The organism is Chryseobacterium lactis, assembly GCF_003815875.1.
Lineage (GTDB): Bacteria > Bacteroidota > Bacteroidia > Flavobacteriales > Weeksellaceae > Chryseobacterium > Chryseobacterium lactis.
This window is the reverse complement of record NZ_CP033924.1, coordinates 84,977-104,734: the sequence shown is the minus strand read 5'-3', so window position 1 is coordinate 104,734 and position 19,758 is coordinate 84,977. Positions and strand designations below refer to the sequence as shown.

Genomic DNA, 19,758 nt, shown 5'->3' with positions numbered 1-19,758 from the left:
TCATGGAGAAAACATCAAAAAGTCCTTTAAAATCAATACTCACAATAGTAATATCGCTTGCTTTTGCAGGCTTTTTTTTATGGCTTGCCTTAAAGGGGCTTGATTTTAAAGTGATTCAACAGTCATTGGCAAAGGCAAACTATCTCTGGGTATTATTTGCTTCCGTATTTGGTCTGCTTGCTTACTGGTTCAGAGCAATCCGCTGGAACCTGATGCTTGAACCGATGGGGCACAGAATTTCAAATTCAAACTCACTTTGGTCGATTTCTTTCGGGTATCTAATGAATCTTACCATTCCGCGAAGTGGCGAATTGGCCAGGGCAACAGCGTTATATGGAGTAGAAAAAGTTCCTGTAGATAAATCTTTTGGAACGATCATTCTGGAAAGAGTGGTAGATCTGATTTGTATGATGGGATTTTTGGGATTGACTTTATTATTTAAATATGATGCAATTTTGTCCTTTTACAAAAACTCTGGAGTTCAGGTAAATCCAAATAAAATTTTATTGGCTCTGTTGATATTGATCGGGGGTACTATTCTGTTTTTTGTATTTAAAAAGAGACTTTCAAACCTTCCTTTTCTAGGCAAAGTTGTTAGTTTTATTGATGGAATTTTTCAAGGGTTAACTACTATTTTCAAATTAAAAGAAAAAGGAAAATTCATTATATATACCCTGGGGATATGGATTTGCTATTATCTGGCTGCGTATCTGGTATGTTTTGCACTTCCTGAAACATCGGGTTTCAGCCCGGCAGACGGTTTTTTTATTATTGTAGTAGGGACACTGGGAATGATTATTCCTGCCAGTGGCGGAATCGGGGCTTATAACCTGGCTATGAAGTTTGGGTTTATGGCATTGTTTATTTCGATGGGTAAAAGTGCTGAGCTTGGAGGAGAGATGGGGCTTACGTATTCGTTTATTTCCTTACCACTTCAGATCGTTATTATGCTGGTAATGGGACTTATTTCTATTCCCATGTTGACGAAGGCCAGAAACGCTTCTGTTTCGCACAACGATTGATAAAAAATAGATTCTAACCTATATTATATAAAGTCCAATTGAAAAATTGGACTTTTTTATGCCCTAATACTACATAAAGGTATAGTGGGAGGATATTTTTTTGAAATAAATTTGGTCAATTCATAAATCAAATTTATCTTAATGGAAAAAATAAATCATAATATAAAACACTATGGCAATTAATCTACAGAAAGGACAAAAGATCGAGATCGGATTGACAAAAATGACGATAGGACTTGGTTGGGATCCTAATGAAGGGACAGGCTACGACTTCGATCTCGATGCATCTGCAATTATGATCGATTCTGACAGAAAATTAGTAAGCGAAGAATATTTTGTTTTTTATAATAACCTGCATTCTCCGGATGGGGCACTTACCCATACCGGTGATGATCCCAGTGGAAAAAACAGTGATGGGGATGATGATGAAGCTATTGTGATCGATCTTGATAAAGTAGATTCAAGGGTGGAGGAAATACTTTTTGTGGTAACCATCGAAGATTTTGAAAGGAGAAAACAGAATTTCGGACAGGTGAGGAATTCATACATCAGGGTCGTTGATAATCATTCAAACCAGGAAATTGCAAAATATGAACTGGATGAGGATTTCTCTATTGAAACCGGTGTTGAATTCGGAAGACTGTATAAAAGAAACGGAAGCTGGAAATTTGAAGCTTCAGGAATAGGATACAGGGCAGACTTAGGATTCTTCCTTGAGAAATATTATAAAGGGCAGATCATCAAATAAAACAAGCAAATACACAAAACGATAACTATGGCAATTAATTTACAGAAAGGTCAAACGATAGATTTAAGAAAAAATGACCGCGGAGAGAGTGTTTATGACCTTTCAAAAGTAACAATCGGCTTAGGATGGGACGTGAAAAAGCAGGGAGGAGGTTTCTTGGGGAAACTATTCAATAAAGAAGCTGAATATGATCTCGATGCAATAGCCTTTCTTCTGGATGGAAACGGTAAGGTAGCCAATCTTGGAAAGACGGTTCAGACAAATGATGGAAGGCAAATGGGGTTGTACCAGGGAGATGTTGTTTTTTTCAATTCTATGCAGCATCCTAGTGGAAATGTGTGGCTGACGGGAGACAACAGAACCGGTGCGGGAGATGGAGATGATGAGCAGATCATTGTCAAGCTGGATCAATTGGATCAAAGCTATCAGAAAATTGTATTTCTTGTTACAATTTATCAGGGAAGGACCAATAATCAGCATTTCGGATTGATTGAAAATGCTTTTGTCCGTGCAGTGGATGCCACAGGAAAAGAAATTACAAAATACAGTCTTTCCGGAGATTCAAGTATGAACGGAATGTGTGCGATGGTTTTTGCTGAAGCATACCGTCACAATGGAGACTGGAAATTCCGTGCAGTAGGAGAACCTCATCATACAGATAACTTCATTGATATTCTGAGACAGCAGTATTCCTATTCAAACTAAGTTTTACATTTTATTCAACATATCTAAAGCCGGCTTGGAAGTCTTCGACTTCCTCCGCCGGCTTCAGAATTAATATTGTCTTATAATGACCAGAAGATTATTAGCCTATTTTTTATTGGATACTTCCGGTTCTATGAACGGAGAACCTATCCAGGCATTGAATAACGGATTCAATGGGCTTATCAGTATGCTTCGTGCAGATCCGCAGGCGATGGACAGCCTTCACCTTAGCGTGATCACTTTTGACAGGGAGGTCAGGAATATTGTTCCATTGATTGGTCTTGCCAATTTTTATCCTATGGAAATTACCTGCCCTGATAGTGGGCCAACGCATACGGGAGCTGCATTGGAAATGGTTGCAGAGCTTGTAAAAAAAGAGATTGTGAAAGGTTCTGCCGATGAGAAAGGAGACTGGCAGCCGTTACTTTTTATATTTACTGACGGGAAGCCTTCGGACCTTCAGAAATACAGACAGATGATTCCTGTGCTCAGGGATCTTGAGTTTGGGGCTATTGTAGGTTGTGCAGCGGGTCCTAAAGCAGATGAACAGTTTCTTAAGGAACTTACAGATCACGTAGTAAAATTGGATACTACAGACGCTATTACACTTTCTTCCTTTTTCAGGTGGGTCAGTTCATCTATCACTCAGGGAGGGAAATCACAAAGTACGGGAGAAGTAATTACATTGCCTCCGCCACCATCAGAACTTAATATTATTATTTAAAAAATTGTTTGTACAGGTATGAGAAGATTACCTATTTATTTTTTAGTAGATATCTCCGAATCTATGGTAGGAGATCCTATTGAGCAGGTACAGGAAGGTATTGCCAATATCATCAGAGAATTAAAAAAGGATCCCTATTCCTTAGAAACAGTTTACATTTCTGTGGTAGGTTTTGCGGGAGAGGCAGAGGTGATTACTCCGCTTCAGGATATTATCAGTTTTTACCCACCGAAGATTCCTATCGGAAGCGGTACTTCATTATCTCAGGGTTTAATTAAAATTATGGACTGTATCGACCGTGATATTGTAAAAACCACATATGATCGGAAAGGTGACTGGAAGCCTATTGTTTTTCTGTTTACAGACGGAGTGCCAACCGATGATGCCACGAAAGCTATTGAACGATGGAACAATAAATATAATGGGAAAGCCAATACAATTGCAGTATCCATAGGTGAAAATACAAACTACAAGCTTCTGGGTTCTCTGGCCGAGAATGTTTTATTGTTTAATAATACGGATGAAAATTCTTATAAAGAATTCTTTAAATGGGTTACCGATTCTATCAAAACAACCAGCCAGAGTGTTACCGAGGCAAAGAAAGAAGGGATTAATCTTTCTAAAATAGATTCTGTTATTCTTGAAAAAGTAGATCCGGAAATGGAACAGAGATTCCCGGACAATAATTTTGTTGTTTTAAACGGAAAATGTTCGGAAACTGAAAAGTTATATCTGATGAAATTTAAAAAGACATTCGCAGAATCGAGTATTCCTGGAATGTCTACGAGATATTACAGATTAGATGGAGCTTATAAAATTGATGAAAAGGCATATTACAGGCTTTCGTCTTCACAGAGGAGTAATTTGAAGATTTCCATAGAAGAATTGCAGGGAGGGACTTCCTGTCCTCATTGTGCCAATCCTATAGCATTGGCAACTTGCTCTTGTGGAGGTATTCATTGCTTGAGCGGTGAAGGATATAATAAATGTCCGTGGTGTGGAACATCCGATTATTATGGCTTTTCCAGCGAAGGATTTGATATCAACAGAACATTGGGATAAAGCCTATGAAAATACCTTCATTTTATTTTGGAGCTTCAAAAAAAAATATGGACAAATCTGTTATTGAAAAAGAGAAAGAAGAGTTCAGGGAAGCTCATTGGGTCTTAAAAAATGCAAGTTCTAAACAGTTTTATGAATTCTGTTTTGATATGGATGGTTTTTCAAATATAAAAATCAAAAATATTGAAAACCTGGAAGAAACCGGACTTGTTTTTGAGAGTGATAAAATATCGGGAATTCCGGCAGCGGCCAATGTTTATAATTTAACTATTGAATTTTACCATACCGGTGATCCAAAGAATCTTGAAATAAAAAAAATACAGCTATTTGTCAATGCCAATCCAAAAGATTTGTGGAAGAATATTCCGGCTGACAAAAATGCTGATTTCTATAAACCGGATGAAGCCTCATTTAAAGGAAAATTTTCAGACAAAAAAATTGTCATTGCCTCGAAAAGAGGAAGATCTCACGCGCATGAAGGGAAATTCAGAGAAGATGATTTTTCCGTTCTTGAACTTCCTTCGGGGTGGAATATTATTTCCATTTCAGATGGTGCCGGATCAGCAAAGTTGGCAAGAGAAGGTTCCAGGGTTGCAGTCAATTCAATCAATCATTTTTTTAATTCTTATCAGATTATAAAGGAGGTTGATGAAAATATTCAGGAGCTTTATTCTTCTGATACATCCTGCGAGATAGAATCTGTAAGCAGACAAAATATCCTAAGGCTTTTGTATCAGGGAACTTTGTCTGCTTATCAATCGCTGGAAAAGATCGCGACAGAAAATAATCTTTCCGTGAATGACCTTAATGCCACCCTTATTTTTGCATTGGTTAAAAAATTCAGTTTCGGGTATGTGATCCTGACTTTCGGAGTGGGAGACTGTCCCATTAACCTTATCAATTCTGATTTTTCTAAAGTGCAACTTTTGAATACAATGGATGTGGGAGAATTCAGTGGTGGTACACGTTTTATCACGATGAAAGAAATTTTCAGCGAAAAGATTGTTTCCCGTTTTGGAATTACCTGTGTGGATAACTTTTCACACCTTGTCCTAATGACTGATGGTATTTATGATGCTAAATTCGCTACCGAAAATAAACTGGAAGATCTGGAAAGCTGGAAGACCTTCTTCAATGATCTGAGTGGTAATAATGATGATCAGGCACAAGTCGATTTTACTAATGATATAGAAATTGAACAACAACTCCTGGATTGGAGTGATTTCTGGAGCAGAGGAAATCACGATGACAGAACATTGGCTATAATTTATTAAAACATGAAAAAGACCATTAAGGTTGTTTCCGTTCTGGACACAGCCAAATCTTACGAATATGTTGATGAAAAGCCCATTCAGGGAGGCGTAAAGGATGTTTACTTTTCTCCGGACAGAGACTATGTTATTGCTTTTTACCGAAGTCCGCTGGATGAAGGTCAGAAAGAAAGGATCATGAGAATTGTCTCTACATATCTGCAAAATATACAAAAAGGAAATGCTGCTGAATATTTCCTGAATGAAATTTTCAGATGGCCGTACGATATTGTTGAAAAGGGAAAGCTAACAGGAATTGTTGTTCCTGTTTATCATCAGAAATTTTTCTTTTCCAAAGGGTATATAGGTTCAGATAATATTCAGGGGGAAGATAAAGTAGGGAAATGGTTTACAGCACCGATGTTCAGGAACCAGCAATACCCGCTGAGGCTTGATCAATCGGAGTTGGGTGATTGGCTTAGCTATTTTCAGATCGGAATTAATATAAGCAGGGGTGTTAAAAAATTACATCAAATGGGACTGGCGCATTCTGATCTTTCTTACAATAATATTTTGGTAGATCCTGTTACCAAATCTGCCTGTATTATTGATATTGACGGACTCGTCGTTCCGAAACTCTTCCCACCTGAAGTCATTGGTACTGCCGATTTCATTGCTCCTGAGGTTTTAAAAACAAAACACCTGGGACTTCAGGATCCAGGCAGGCATCTTCCCAACCAGAAAACGGATTTACATGCTCTTGCAGTCCTTATTTATATGTATCTGTTGAGAAGACATCCTTTGCGGGGCGGAAAAATATGGGATCTTGATTCCGAAAAGGATGAAATAATATCTATGGGTGAAAAAGCCCTGTTCATAGAACATCATAACGATCCATCCAATAAAGTAAGAGCCGACCATCTTAGAAAATGGGATGCTTTCTGGGGTGATCCTGATACCATTCCCTACACCATAACGGGACCTTATATTTCGGATTTATTTAAAAAAGCCTTTGTAGACGGATTGCATGATCCGATCAGACGCCCCACTGCTAATGAATGGGAAACTGCTTTGTTGAAAACAGTTGATCTCATACAACCTTGTCAAAATTCCGGTTGTACTGAAAAATGGTATGTTTTTGATAATACCAGCAATCCAAAATGCCCTTTCTGCGGGACTCTGCATCAGGGAACACTTCCGGTTTTAGATTTGTATTTCAAATTTGATGATGAGGTATGGAAACCGGAAAACCACCGGTTGATGGTCTATCATAATCAATATTTATTCAAATGGCATGTTTCCAGGAAAGTGATCCGCAACGAAAACCTGACGATGCAGGACAAAATGCCTGTCGGGTATTTCACCTTTCATCAGGGGAAATGGGTATTAGTGAATCAAAGCTTACCGGATATGAAAGACATTACAGAACAAAAAGAGATTCCTCCGGGTTCTATGGTAGAGTTAACGGACGGTAAAAAAATACTGTTGTCTGCGGAAGAAGGAGGAAGATTGATGTATGTGACAATGGCAAATAATGGGTGAGATTGTGTCGGAGAGTGAGAGAATATTAGAGTTAGAGGGTTTGAGAGTGAGCGTGTAATTGAGTTTGTTATTTATGCTCGGTTTTCTATTTTCATAAAGTAAGAATGTTCATCTTCGCCTACAATTTTAAAACCGAGGCTGGAATAGAGATGTTGTGCTTTATTGGTTTTTAAAACACTTAATGTTACTGTTTTTCCTTTGTTTGACGCTTCTTCCAGAATATCAGTCAGAATCATTCTTCCCAATCCTTTACCTTGTTGATTGGGATCAATCTGAAGTTGCATAACCTCTATATTATCATGCTCCTTATTTATTTTGAGTAGTCCAACGGGAAGATGATCCAGAAAAATAACGTTTGCTTTTTCAAATTCAAAAAGAACTCTTTGAAGAGTTGTTTCCCTGTCTGTTGGAAGACCGGAATCCCCATAATGCGGAACCATTGTTTTGATTCTGAGATCAAGCAGATAGTCAATATCGTTTTCTGTGGCTTTTTGATAGGTAAGTTGAGGCTTCATCATTTTTTGAGTTCCAATTAGCATTAATAAGAATCTAAGATAACAATTCTCGGATTGTTTTTAGTATTAATCATGGATTTCATTTGTATAGATTGTTTTAAAAACTCACAAGCATGATAGACGGTGTGAACATAAGGACTTCGGTCATCCGGATAAAATATCCTGACAAGAAATTTCACCTGCTCCTCAATAATCTCAAGAAGCAGAACATGATCCTGGTATTCAGTTTTTATTGTCTCGATTATCAGTTCTTCATGACTGGTCAGTTCACATTCATATTCAATTACTTTAGTATCAATAAGTCCTTTGGCTACCAGAATTACATAGTCATTGAAATGTAAAAAATCATCTGATCGGATGTTCGCACCTTTGTCTTTATACAACCGGTCAATGGGAAAAGTTTCCGTATACCATTCGTATTGATAAGAATACGCTGTACAGGCTGAATCAGGAAGTTGGTAGAGGCAGGTAATCCCTAAATAATCATACAGGTCCTCAATATATTTTACTCTTACTTCCGAAGAATCCTGTGAAAACAACGGATACAACTGACTATTGAAGAATAAGGTGATTTCAAGCAGGTCGTCAATAGTAATGAGATTAATATCATTTTTTACAGTTTCCAGAATATTTTCGAAACTGATGTTATCGGTATTAGGCTCTCTTTTTCTTTCTTCAATGTAATCCCTGAACGTCTGGGTATGATATAACCTGTGCTGAAGATCTTCATAAAGCCGGGTGGAAGCTTTGTCTTTATCAAACATATACATTGAGAGTGCTCTTTTCATGATTGGCTGGTGGAGATTATTTAAAACTTATTTTAAGTCCCATTTCTTTCTTCATGTACAGAAGAACTTCTGCGTTTCCTCTGGCATCATCCACGGGATTGTGCGTATGTTCTGTCTTGCGAAGATGCTTCCATTGGGCAAAAGTATCTTTTTCCAGACCACAATACAGGTCAGAAAGTCTTCTGGAAGAATAACCGAAAGGATTTTTGCCGGTAAAATGATGAAAATACCAACAGATAAACATCCAGTCGAAACCATTATTGTCACTGATGAAAATAGGTCTTCCTTTGGAATGTTTCTCAATCCATTCTTCAAATTCGAGCATGACCTTCTTGGGATCGTCAAACTGCATTGTTTCTTCTCTGCTGAAGCCGGAAACAGCTAAAGCATCAGGATTAAACTTCTCAGAAACAGGCTTCAGCTTTCCATAGAATGTTGTATCCAGTTCTTCATTGACAAGAACGGCACCAAAACATACCATTGAAAAATCTCCCGGAATCGGCCCATCCGATTCAATATCGACCATGATATAGCTCATTGATACTGGTTTTTAATAGAACGAAGATATTGATTTAAGATGATGCAGTAACAAAAAAGTTTCTTAGGTTGGAAGTGGGAAGCCGCAGGTTAGAAGTATTATTATCTTATCAGTTCTCGTAGCTATTAATTACAAATAATCTACAATAAGTTTTTACCCTTCAGGCAGATCCAGCTTCTGGCTTCCATCTTCGTTATACAAGCTCAAAAAATGCCCTTTTTCCAATCTTTATCTTAGTTTGAGGGAAGAGTTCAATTTTTTCATTGGGATCAGTTATTTTCAGGTTATCCACCTGAACGCCTCCGTTTTCAATTAATCTTCGTATTGCTGATTTGCTCAGATCTTTTTTCAATTGATGACAAAGTTCTATTAATAAAGCTTTGCTGTTATCATGCTGTAAAGTAGTGATCTGAACCGATTCATAGGATTTTTCCTCAAAATTTTTATTCTGAAACTGATTGGTAAAGAACTGTTCAGCATGTTCTGCTGAGGTTTCATCATGGTATTGTCTGATAATATTTTTGGCAATCAGCTTTTTGATATCCATTGGATTTTGACCGCTTTCTATTCTGGATTTTAATTCCTTTTTTTCTTCAACGGTAAAATCTGTAGTGAGGTCAATAAATTCATCGATCAAAGTATCCGGAGTAGACATGGTTTTTCCAAACATTTCGTTGGGTGCATCAGTGAGGCCAATGATGTTATGTAAGGATTTGCTCATTTTTTCTTTGCCATCAAGACCTTTCAGCAGCGGCATACACATGACAATCTGAGCCGGCATCTGATGAACTTCCTGAAGCTGTCTGCCCATGGTACAATTGAACAGCTGGTCGGTTCCTCCCATTTCAATATCACACTCGATTTTGACAGAATCAAAACCCTGAAGAATAGGATAAACCAATTCATGCATCGCAATCGGAGTGTTTTCTGTAAATCTTTTATTGAAATCATTACGATGCATCAGTTGCGCGACTGTAACTTTTGACAGGAGCTGAATGACTTCCGAAAAATCAAGAGCATCAAGCCAATCGGAATTGAACACGATCTTGGTTTTTTCTACATCAATAACCCTGGAAAGCTGATTAATATACGTTTCAGCATTATGTTGCACTTCTTCAGGAGTTAAAGACATCCTTGCCTTGTTCTTTCCTGTTGGATCTCCGATTCTGGCAGTAAAACTTCCTACAACAATAATAATCTGGTGCCCAATATCCTGAAATTGTTTCAGTTTTTTTAGTACGACGGCATGCCCCAGATGAAGATCAGGTGCTGTAGGATCAAAACCCAGCTTAATGGATAATGTTCTGTTTTCTTCTTTGGCCAACTTTAATTTTTCTTCCAATCCATTCTCAGGTAGGATGATGGCCACATTTTCTTTTAATGTATTGATCATATTGAATTATTTTAAAATGAAAAAGCCCGGACAGGTACTGTCCGGGCTCTATATATCGTTAGATTATTTTATTGAATGATAGCTATAGAAAGTTTTCCCGAACGATAGTACGGGTTGTAATACTCACTGAAAAAAGGAAGACGCAATATGCTGTTTAAATGTTTCATTAGTATTGCAAATATAGAAATTTTTGAAAGATCCAATATTTAAACCATTAAGATAATTTGTAAGGTTATAACAAGATTTGTTTTTAAAAAAAACTTAACCTTTTACGAATCTTAATGGTTTAAAATAAAGGTTCAAAACAATTTTACTTATCCTCTCTGAAGCGAATTCCATGCCACAAATCCTCTATCGGTAAAATATCCGATAATGATATGAAAGTCTTACTGAATCAGGTTTATTAATCATTCAAAACAGACTGATAATAAGTGTTTTCGATTTGCTTTTTCCACAAATCTATATTTTCAGAGGTTGCCTTATCTGCTTTATCAAAAAAGAAATGACGGATGATTTCAAAACCGGAGTAGATAAAAATACCATGATCTGAAGTAAGAGACAAGGCCTTGTCCATCCCGGATTGCTGATACTCTTCATGAGACTTCCCATGAGTATTGATAATAACTATTTTTTTTCCCTTTAAAAGACCTTTTTGAATACCTTGATCATAGCGATACGCAAAACCATAACTGAAAACACGGTCTATATATCCTTTCATCATCGCTGGTAATCCCGTCCACCATATAGGATAGATAAATGTAATCTGATCTGCCCAGGAAATATGATCCTGCTCTGTTTTAACGTCTTCCGATACTTGTCCGGTATGCCAGCCGTTCATATCATCTAAGGATAAAACAGGATCAAAATGAAGAGTGTACAAATCCCTTACTTTAATCTCGTGATTTTCTGATTGAAGAATATTTTCAACATGTTCTAACAGGTTGTGGTTTAAACTGTTTTCATTCGGATGTACATAAATGATTAAATGTTTCATTACTCTGTTTTTTTAATTTATAGGACAAAATTAGAGCAGCGATCCGTTTAAAAATTGTAAGAAAACGAAATCTGTCTATTCAGATTTCGGATTGCAGATATCCTGTTGAAATTTTACATATTGGGAAGGAGAGATATGCAAGAAATGTTTGAAATCATGGATAAGCTGGCTTTGATCATAATAGCCGCATTCATCAATAATGGCAAACCAGTTTATTTTATTCTTTTTTACCATTCCGTTTTCAATGATTTTGATGGCTTGTAAAAAGCGGTTGTACCGGGTAATTTCCTTTACAGAATAACCAAACCTTTCCTTTTGCTTGCGTTGAACATTTCTTTCAGTCTGGTGGGTTTGTTCTGCGATCGTTTTCACCGGATCCAGATGATGATTTTCAAAACGGGTCAAAAGCTGGCTGGTACAATCCTGCTGTTGCAAATAAGGTTTTGAAAATTCTAAAATATGATCAACTTTCTCAGTTACGGACCCAATTTCACTAAGCTGGTGCCATAGATCGGTAAAACAATTTTCTGCCAGCAACTGATCAGGGTGGCGTACAGAATGATTCTCATATGCTATTTTTCCAAAAAATCTGAAGAAAGCATCTTCCTTAAAATTGGCAACAAGAATCGATGTTTCCGGGAAAAGGGTGTACTCAAAGGCCTGTCGTACCGGCCCGAAAAATAAACACTGATCAACATCTACAATTGTTTCTTCCCGGGTAGACATGGATGCTTTTCCGAAGCAAAACAATAGAATAGTTTGAAAAGTAGGAAGCAGGGTTTTCGTCACAGGATGATCAGACCTGTTTTCTGCAAAATAAAAATGGGTAAATACATTTTCAAATTCAACAGATACCGGAATTCGATATTGGTGATATTCTTCTTGTGGATCCTGCATATGTCACATTTTTATTTGATGTTTTTCTGCATTTTATAGTTGATGAGGTTAATACCTTTTACAGTGACAATTTGCTCTTTCACCACCTGGAATCCTTTCTTTTCAAAAAAATGTTTTGCCGTTTTACTAACATCCGCAGACAGTGTTACCTCATTTTTCCGGAGTGCTTCCTCTTCCATCAATGCGTAAAGACCGGAGGCAATTCCATGATGTTGCTCATTTTGATGCACAAACAGGAGGTCAATATAATTTCCCTGATCTAAAGTACAAAAACCAACGATCTTATTTTCCGATAAAGCAATCAAAACAAATTGTTCCTTTATTACTTTTTCCCATCTTTGATGATTGTCAACACCGGACTTCCATGCCTGAAGCTGTTCCGGAGTATAGTCTTTTTTACAGATTTCAGTAATCGTTTCTGCAAAAAGCTGTTTCATCCCGGGCAGGTCACTTTCAACACCTCTTCTAATGATCATTTTATACATTTTGTGGTTGAATATATTGTTTCTCGTAAAGTTGTTGCTGTTTTTCAGTCAGCAAAGGATAAAAGAGATTCATCTGAAGCAATGTATAATGCCATACTGCTGCTTCTTTTTCAAGTTTTAAAATTAATCTGTTATGGGTAAGCCAGTTGTCTGCAATGATGAAAATTTGCTCAATAAGGCTGTGCATAAGAAAATCCGGAATGTCTTTTTTAAAGATATTATGTTTTTGAAATCCTGAGAATATGAGTTGAAACTCTTCCTTTCTGTTTACATGAATTTCTTCATACTGTAATTTTATTTCAGAAATTTCTTTTAGAATATCGACGAAGTTGACAAAAATAAAACGGTATGAATAAAATATTTCACAAGTAGAAAAAGTAAATGAATAAAGATCTTTAAGCGTTTTTATCTCCATTTTCTTCATCCGGTTCAAAAGCTCATCCATGTTGATAACCAGTTGTGAAAACAAAATCTTGATGATGTCTTCAGAATGCTTGAAATGATAATGCAGATTTCCGGCACTGATACCGAGCTCCGCCGCAATATGCCTTGTAGTAACAGTGTTGTAGCCTTTTTCATTAAACAATTCCAGCGCCTTAGACAGAATCTTTTCTTTGGTGTTCATAATACCTCAAAGATAAGAATATAAGAGTGGAATAAATCATATTTTTAAAATTAGAACAAATGTTCTAATTTGATATCTTTGCAATATCAAATCTTATAGCAATGGAAGGAAAACAAAAATTTAATTACGAGGCAACGGAGAAAGACGAAAATAAAAGTGAAACTGATGTACAGGAAATCATGTCGAAGATCCTGCAGGTGATTATCGGGTTAATTATGGCAATACTTCATATGTAATGAAAAGCAGGGTTTCATATTGGTTTTTGTTGGGATTGGCGGCATGGGCCGGAATTATTTTATTGAGAAGAAAGGGTATTTACATTTCTGTGATCAACAATCATTTTACAGATTTTATCACAGTACCGATGTATTGTTATCTGATAGAATTGATCATGAATTCAGTATTGAAATACCGGTGGAAACCTGATCTGAAATTTGTGATCACTTCAGTGCTATACCTGTCTTTTCTTTTTGAAGTACTTTGCCCTCAGCTATCCAACGTATTTACCGGAGATTTTTTTGATGTGCTTGCCTATTTTGCCGGTGGAATGTTATATTATATTTTTAAAATAAAACCATTTCATTTTTCTAAGAATAAAAAAGTGAGGATTTGATTTGAATCCTATCTTCATAAAAAATGGCCAACAGATCCCATAAACAGGAGCCTGTTGGCCGTGGTATAGTTTTTATCCTCTTGAACTGATCATTTTAATTACCAGAGCCACCTGCTCTGTTTGACTCTTCAAACTTAATTTGTTTTGTAGCACCCTTTACATCATTGTTTCCGAATTTATACGTCAGAGAAAGATGTACGTTTCGGGTAATTCCTTTGTATTGATAATCCACATTGTATGAGGGATAGTATTCTATTCCCTTTTCACGATTGGTATTCAGAATATCGTTTAAATACACATTGAGAAGCAGCTTTTTGTTCATCAAACTTAGCTTCATTCCGGTATAAAGCGAAGCACTTGAATAGTAATAAGTATTTCCATTTCTATTAGGAAGACTGCTCCAAAGCCCCAACAGTAAGGTTACCGTTTTCTCTTTATTAAGGAAAAAACTATTATCGAGATTAAAATTGGCACTGTATCCTGCCGGTGCGGGAAGAACCAAAGGATCGTAAGATTTCGATTGGGTATAATAACCGTTCATAAAAATACTGGATTCAAGCCATTTCAGTTTATTGTAATTGTAGCTGATATTGATTCCTGCCTGATTTTCATCGTAGAAATTTTTGACGATACTGTATTTTACATTTCCATCTACCATCTGAATTCTGTCCCAGTTATTTTTATTTTTATTGTAATACAGGGTGACATTGAAGCTGTTTTTTAAAACATATCCGAATTCAAAAATATCTGAAAATGAAGGCAGCAAATAAGGATTTCCCGTATTGTATTCATATTCCGAGGTGTAATATTTGAAAGGATTGAGGTTTCCGAAATACGGACGGGAAATTCTCCTTGAATAGTTGAGTGAAAATGCATGATTTTCATTAGGCTTATAACTTAAATAAGCTGTAGGAAAGAATTTTCCATATTTAATCTGATTGGATAGGTTATCATTCATTGAAATACCTTCCAGGGTCGTATATTCATAGCGAAGCCCTGCTTTTGCGTCCCATTTTTCACTGATTTTAAAATTGGTTGATACATAAGCAGCATAGTTTTGCTCATTGTAAAGGAAAGTATTGGTACGGGCAGGATTTAAATTGTACTGGTTATTTTCAATAGTAAAAAAATTAAATTCTGAATTATTTTTAATCCTTGTATACTTTAATCCTGCTTCCGTTTTTATTTTAGCAAAAGTTTTCTCAAAATCAGCCTGCCCTGAATAAATTCTGTATTTGCTGATAGGATTCGCCATGGTAGAAATAGTCTCAGAGGTAACGGTGTTCGACAAATTTTTCGCATTAGAATTATTGATCATCAGGTTGGCGGTAAGGTTCAGTTTACCTCCGGCACTGTCTAGTTTTACTTCATAAAATGCACTGGCATTATGAACATCTCTGCTGTTTCTGTTACTGAAATCAGAAAGAATATTAAGAATACCATCGCTATTAGCCCTTACCGAATTACTTTTGCCTTTCTCTAAAGGATTGCTGTGTGAGTAATTATAATTAATTCCTACGAGGTTTTTGTCATTGATTTTATATTCTGATTTTATGTTTCCACTGGTATACTTATAATTATTCAGATTGTCACTGTCGCGGTTCCAATAATCAGAATTGACGGTACTTTTCAGGTAATTGTAGGTATCATACTGCCAGAAGTTATCTCCGGCAGATAAATTGGTGCTGAGAGACAATTTTTCACCCTGATAATTGAAAGTTGCTCCGCCTCTTGAGGAAACAGTAGGTTTTCCCCAGAAATAATTTCCTGAAGTCTGAATAGATCCGTTCCAGTCCAGATTTGCACTTTTTTTAAGAATAATATTGATCAGTCCGCTCTTTCCTTCTGCTTCATATTTTGCAGGTGGAGTAGTGATGACCTCAATTTTTAAGATATCATCAGAACGCAGTGTTTTCAAATAGTTAATAAGTTCCTGCCCGTTGAGGTTGAGTAATCTGTCATTGATCATCACGGCCACATTACTTTTTCCGGCAATACTGATCGCATCATCACTGGTTTTTACCATTGGCGTTTTGGCTAAAGCTTCAATAGCATCGATACCCTGTGAAGCCACAGAATTTTCTACATTGAAAACCAGACGGTCTACTTTTCTTTCGAATAATTTTTTCTTTGCCGTAACGGTTACTCCCTCTATCTTTTGCTCCTGAATAGGAGCTTCTTTAATCTGGTGGTCTTTTCTTTCATTGCCTTTTACCGTAATAGTATCACTGCTAGTTTTTACACCGTCTTTTATGATTTCAAGTAAATAATTTCCTTGTTCTTTCAAAGGAATCTTAAACGTTCCTTTGTCATCTGTAATAGCAGAAAATTTAGCATTGTCTTTTGTGAGTACAACTTCGATCTCTCCCGCCGGTTTGCTGTCTTTATCTGTAATCGTTCCTTCCAGACTTTGCGCAAAAAGAAATGATGTGGAGATAAGACTTAAAAGAATAATGATCTTTCGATTCATACTTAGTTTTTTTATATAAGACAATTTTTGAACGTAGAGTATTACATGAAGTGGTGAAAAATCTTTTTAAGTTAGTGCAGGATTTTACCATTTTCTTTGAGTATTTTTGTGTCAGACAGAGAAAAATATTCACTTCAATGCACGATAAACTTCTACAGCACATTCGCTCCGAACATGATTTTAGTCAGGAGGAAATTGAAGCTGTCCAAATGTATTTTGAACCGGTTACATATTCCCGGAACACCATCATAGAAGAAGCCGGAAAAGTGCCGGAATATCTGTATTATATCGTTTCCGGATATCTCCGGATATTTTATTCGGATGAAAGTGGAAATGAAGTGACCACACATATCAATTGCCCACCCGGCTTTTTTACATCCTATTCTCATTTTATAAACGCAACAGTTTCTGCAGATCATGTGGAATGTATTACAGATTGTGAACTTCTAAGGATCAGTAAAGACAATCTTGATCTCCTGGTAACAAAAAGCCGGGCGATGAAAGATTTTAGTATTTCTGTTTTTCAAAAATCAATTACGTATAACGAGAACCGTTCAAGAGAATTGTCAGTTCTGAACGCGGAGCAACGATATCTTAAACTGATGAAAGATTATCCCGGAATCATTCAAAATGTTCCCATTCAATACATCGCCTCTTTTTTGGGAATGAAACCGGAAAGTCTCAGCAGGATCAGAAGAAAAATAATTAACTAACAAAAGTCAAGCGGTTCAGGAAGCCGAAGATTGAACTTTGTAGCATTAAAATTAATGCAATGGCAAAGAATAATTTGAGTCTGGTTTCAGGAGCAAACGGACATTTAGGAAATAATCTGGTAAGGTTTTTATTGAGTAAAGATATTCCCGTACGGGCAACAGTGCGGAATATCAATAATAAACAGCCTTTTGATGGGTTGAATTGTGAAGTGATGCAGGCTGATATTACTGATAAAGCCTCATTTGTGAAAGCGCTTCAGGGGGTTGAAACATTCTATGCCGTTGGCGCGTCTTTTAAACTTTGGGCTAAAGATCCCAAAAAAGAAATCTACGACGTCAATATGAATGGTACCCGGAATACCATTGAAGCCGCTGCTGAAGCTGGAGTAAAAAGAATTGTTTATGTGAGTTCCATCGCAGCTCTGGATTATACAAAACTTCCTGCTAAAGAAAGTAATGGCTATAATCCTGACAGAAGAGATATGTATTATAATTCTAAAAATGACGGCGAAAAGCTTGCTTTTGAATTGGCTGCCAAATATGGAATCGAACTGGTTTCCGTAATGCCCGCCGCAATGATTGGCAGTGAAGCATTTTTACCATTGAATGTTTCCTATGGAGTATTAAAACTTATCCTGAATAAAGAAATTCCCGTCGACACTAAGATTACACTGAATTGGGTCGATGTGAAAGATGTAGCGGAAGGCTGTTTCCTTGCAGCTGAAAAAGGACGACCCGGTGAACGCTATATTTTAGCAAATGAACGATGTATGACCATTACCGATACGACAATTCTGGCGGGAAAACTTTATCCTGAACTTAAACTTAAAGCCCCCAATTCCGTTCCGAAAGCTATTCTTTTTTCTATAGCGACCCTGATGGAATTTACTGCTAAACTAAGCGGAAAGGCTCCGTTGTTAACGAGAAAAGATATTTCTATGTTTTCTGGATTACAGCAGAATTTTGATATTTCCAAAGCCAGAAATGAACTGGGATTCAATCCCAAAAGTCCTGAACAGGCCGTGAAGGAAGCCTTAGATTACCTGATGAAAAAACCGGAATTTTTAAAAGGGACATAATAATGTCCTTTTATTGATGTTCCAGTTGGATAATAGATCCTTTGTAGAACTTGGTAAGATCATACAATTCCGTAAAATCATGTTGAAGAATAAGTCCCTTATTTCCATCAAAATTTTGTTCTCTGCTTTGGTTTTCAGCAAGTACATATAAATCCGGGTAGTCCGGTTTCAGATAATCGGAAAGAATATTTTCCTTGCCTTGTTCTCTGGTAAGAATTTCAGTGAAAAATATTCCATAGACCAGGAATTGATTAAAATTTTGAGCATTAACAATATAATCAAGGTGCTGTTGAGAAAATTTTTCATAATCAGAAAGAATCTGTAGAAAATGCTGTGCCTCTTCTGTAGACGGAATTTCATAAAAAAGATCTATCCCATGGACAAAAAGTTGTGTTTTAACCTCTTCATGATCTGACGGATAAAGAGCATGAAACCAGGAGAATATGTTGGAAAGCTCTTCTTTGGTGAGCTCTTCAACAGAATCTTTTACTTTTTCTTTAATGGTCTCAAGATGAGTCTGGGTGTCATTTTGTAGAAAATTCAAAATATTTTCTTCTTCACGGCAAAGTTTATTGTACAAATTAATTTTGGCAATATTCGGATTGGTTTTTATGAAATAAAGTTCTTCTGCCATGGCTGTTTTACCAAATAATTTTTGTGGAAATGGTAATTAAAGATACAAAATAACATTTAAAAAATAGTATGCAATGAATGGTAATGCTACTATTGAAAAGTCTGATCCCGAGATGGTAAGAAGAATGACGGAGATCATAACAGAAAATTTGAAACAATTATAATTCTGCTAAATTCCAAATCATAATTAAAATATGTTTCATTTGTCTTTTATACTTTAATCTTCCCGCTTTTTTTAAGAGAAGAGCGAAATATGGTAATCTCTTAGAAAATGTTTGTAAACACCCTGACTATTTCAATAAAACCAAGATAAAAATTTTATTCATTTTAAAAAATAGATAGACTTATCTATTTTTTGTCTAGATTTGTAAAAAGTTTTAGTATGAAAAAGGAAAAGGTCAGAGAGAGAATTATCCGGGTGGCTTCAGAACTATTTTATAAACAAGGTTTTAATTCTACGGGAATCAATCAGATTATAGCGGAGGCAGATATTGCTATCGGTTCGCTCTACAATCACTTTTCATCTAAAAATGATTTGCTTCAGGCTTATCTTTTAAAAGAGGAAGAGAATTGGTTCGAAGGTTTTGAGAGCAGTGTAATTAATATTTCGGAGCCTAAAGAAAAAATACTTGCTTTGGTAGATTATCGTAAAAAATTGCAGCAATCTTCGAAATTTGCAGGATGTCATTTCATTAAGATTATTTCTGAAATAGGAGACAGCAATCCTGTAGTTTTTGATTTTGTGAAAAAGCATAAAGAAAAACAGAAGGATTTAATCAAATTATTGATAATCAATTGTGGAGAAACAAGTAGCGCCTCTGAACCCGATATCACTACAGACAATATTTTCCTGTTGATCGAAGGTGCTGTCGTAACCTCAACAATCAACAAAAACAGTGATTCTTTCGGACAGGTGAAAAAAATTGTAGAGGGCTTATTACCCTAATTTTTTTTAATATTAA

General features: G+C 36.3%; 22 protein-coding genes. 12 read left to right on the top strand and 10 right to left on the bottom strand.

Annotated features, from left to right (window positions below; translation table 11 throughout):
* The first annotated feature begins 2 nt into the window (after positions 1–2).
* The 7 genes from EG342_RS00510 (at position 3) to EG342_RS00480 (ending at position 7,053) form a co-directional block, all read left to right on the top strand.
* Positions 3–1,022, top strand: a complete 1,020-nt coding sequence (locus EG342_RS00510) for a lysylphosphatidylglycerol synthase transmembrane domain-containing protein (protein ID WP_103293960.1) — start codon at positions 3–5, stop codon at positions 1,020–1,022.
* Positions 1,023–1,194: 172 nt separating this feature from the next.
* On the top strand, positions 1,195–1,770 hold the full coding sequence (locus tag EG342_RS00505; protein ID WP_103293961.1) for a TerD family protein: 576 nt from the start codon (positions 1,195–1,197) through the stop codon (positions 1,768–1,770).
* A 27-nt stretch (positions 1,771–1,797) separates the two neighbouring features.
* Positions 1,798–2,475, top strand: coding sequence for a TerD family protein (locus EG342_RS00500; protein ID WP_103293962.1), 678 nt, complete (start codon positions 1,798–1,800; stop codon positions 2,473–2,475).
* An 85-nt stretch (positions 2,476–2,560) separates the two neighbouring features.
* Positions 2,561–3,199, top strand: coding sequence for a vWA domain-containing protein (locus tag EG342_RS00495; protein ID WP_103293963.1), 639 nt, complete (start codon positions 2,561–2,563; stop codon positions 3,197–3,199).
* Positions 3,200–3,217: 18 nt separating this feature from the next.
* Positions 3,218–4,261, top strand: a complete 1,044-nt coding sequence (locus EG342_RS00490; protein WP_103293964.1) for a TerY-C metal binding domain-containing protein — start codon at positions 3,218–3,220, stop codon at positions 4,259–4,261.
* 47 nt (positions 4,262–4,308) lie between these two features.
* A complete protein-coding gene (locus tag EG342_RS00485; protein WP_164465137.1) occupies positions 4,309–5,535 on the top strand; it encodes a PP2C family serine/threonine-protein phosphatase in 1,227 nt (408 codons plus the stop codon).
* Between the two features lie 3 nt (positions 5,536–5,538).
* Positions 5,539–7,053, top strand: coding sequence for a helix-hairpin-helix domain-containing protein (locus tag EG342_RS00480; RefSeq protein WP_103293966.1), 1,515 nt, complete (start codon positions 5,539–5,541; stop codon positions 7,051–7,053).
* A 71-nt stretch (positions 7,054–7,124) separates the two neighbouring features.
* Here EG342_RS00480 and EG342_RS00475 read toward each other — a convergent pair whose 3' ends face one another.
* The 8 genes from EG342_RS00475 to EG342_RS00440 all read right to left on the bottom strand — a co-directional run bounded on the left by EG342_RS00475 (position 7,125) and on the right by EG342_RS00440 (position 13,288).
* A complete protein-coding gene (locus EG342_RS00475; RefSeq protein ID WP_246008700.1) occupies positions 7,125–7,571 on the bottom strand; it encodes a GNAT family N-acetyltransferase in 447 nt (148 codons plus the stop codon).
* 20 nt (positions 7,572–7,591) lie between these two features.
* Positions 7,592–8,356, bottom strand: coding sequence for a hypothetical protein (locus EG342_RS00470; RefSeq protein WP_103293967.1), 765 nt, complete (start codon positions 8,354–8,356; stop codon positions 7,592–7,594).
* Between the two features lie 16 nt (positions 8,357–8,372).
* A complete protein-coding gene (locus EG342_RS00465) occupies positions 8,373–8,894 on the bottom strand; it encodes a 3'-5' exonuclease (RefSeq protein ID WP_103293968.1) in 522 nt (173 codons plus the stop codon).
* Positions 8,895–9,087: 193 nt separating this feature from the next.
* The gene (gene tyrS / locus EG342_RS00460) at positions 9,088–10,287 is read right to left on the bottom strand and encodes a tyrosine--tRNA ligase (protein ID WP_103293969.1); all 1,200 of its coding nucleotides are present in this window, start codon (positions 10,285–10,287) and stop codon (positions 9,088–9,090) included.
* Between the two features lie 403 nt (positions 10,288–10,690).
* Positions 10,691–11,281, bottom strand: coding sequence for an NAD(P)H-dependent oxidoreductase (locus EG342_RS00455; protein ID WP_103293970.1), 591 nt, complete (start codon positions 11,279–11,281; stop codon positions 10,691–10,693).
* Between the two features lie 75 nt (positions 11,282–11,356).
* Positions 11,357–12,178 carry a helix-turn-helix domain-containing protein gene (locus EG342_RS00450; protein WP_103293971.1) on the bottom strand — a complete coding sequence of 274 codons (822 nt, stop codon included), beginning with the start codon at positions 12,176–12,178 and terminating at the stop codon, positions 11,357–11,359.
* Positions 12,179–12,189: 11 nt separating this feature from the next.
* A complete protein-coding gene (locus tag EG342_RS00445) occupies positions 12,190–12,654 on the bottom strand; it encodes a GNAT family N-acetyltransferase (RefSeq protein WP_103294029.1) in 465 nt (154 codons plus the stop codon).
* A gap of 1 nt (position 12,655) precedes the next feature.
* Positions 12,656–13,288, bottom strand: coding sequence for a TetR/AcrR family transcriptional regulator (locus EG342_RS00440; protein WP_103293972.1), 633 nt, complete (start codon positions 13,286–13,288; stop codon positions 12,656–12,658).
* Between the two features lie 101 nt (positions 13,289–13,389).
* On the opposite strand from EG342_RS00440, the gene EG342_RS25580 reads away from it, so the two are divergent.
* Complete coding sequence (locus EG342_RS25580; RefSeq protein ID WP_260232381.1) at positions 13,390–13,524, top strand: hypothetical protein; 135 nt, start codon at positions 13,390–13,392, stop codon at positions 13,522–13,524.
* Positions 13,524–13,901, top strand: coding sequence for a hypothetical protein (locus tag EG342_RS00435; RefSeq protein ID WP_103293973.1), 378 nt, complete (start codon positions 13,524–13,526; stop codon positions 13,899–13,901). Before EG342_RS25580 ends, EG342_RS00435 begins: the two co-directional genes overlap by 1 nt.
* A 94-nt stretch (positions 13,902–13,995) precedes the next feature.
* Here EG342_RS00435 and EG342_RS00430 read toward each other — a convergent pair whose 3' ends face one another.
* Positions 13,996–16,371: an outer membrane beta-barrel family protein gene (locus tag EG342_RS00430; RefSeq protein WP_103293974.1), complete on the bottom strand. Its 2,376-nt coding sequence runs from the start codon at positions 16,369–16,371 to the stop codon at positions 13,996–13,998.
* Positions 16,372–16,508: 137 nt separating this feature from the next.
* Between EG342_RS00430 and EG342_RS00425 the strand changes: the two genes are divergently transcribed.
* Together EG342_RS00425 and EG342_RS00420 are read left to right on the top strand one after the other, a co-directional pair.
* Complete coding sequence (locus EG342_RS00425; RefSeq protein WP_103293975.1) at positions 16,509–17,084, top strand: Crp/Fnr family transcriptional regulator; 576 nt, start codon at positions 16,509–16,511, stop codon at positions 17,082–17,084.
* A 59-nt stretch (positions 17,085–17,143) separates the two neighbouring features.
* A complete protein-coding gene (locus tag EG342_RS00420; protein WP_103293976.1) occupies positions 17,144–18,163 on the top strand; it encodes an NAD-dependent epimerase/dehydratase family protein in 1,020 nt (339 codons plus the stop codon).
* Positions 18,164–18,173: 10 nt separating this feature from the next.
* Here EG342_RS00420 and EG342_RS00415 read toward each other — a convergent pair whose 3' ends face one another.
* On the bottom strand, positions 18,174–18,797 hold the full coding sequence (locus EG342_RS00415; RefSeq protein ID WP_103293977.1) for a hypothetical protein: 624 nt from the start codon (positions 18,795–18,797) through the stop codon (positions 18,174–18,176).
* A gap of 381 nt (positions 18,798–19,178) precedes the next feature.
* On the opposite strand from EG342_RS00415, the gene EG342_RS00410 reads away from it, so the two are divergent.
* Positions 19,179–19,742, top strand: a complete 564-nt coding sequence (locus EG342_RS00410) for a TetR/AcrR family transcriptional regulator (RefSeq protein WP_103293978.1) — start codon at positions 19,179–19,181, stop codon at positions 19,740–19,742.
* Positions 19,743–19,758 lie beyond the last annotated feature (16 nt).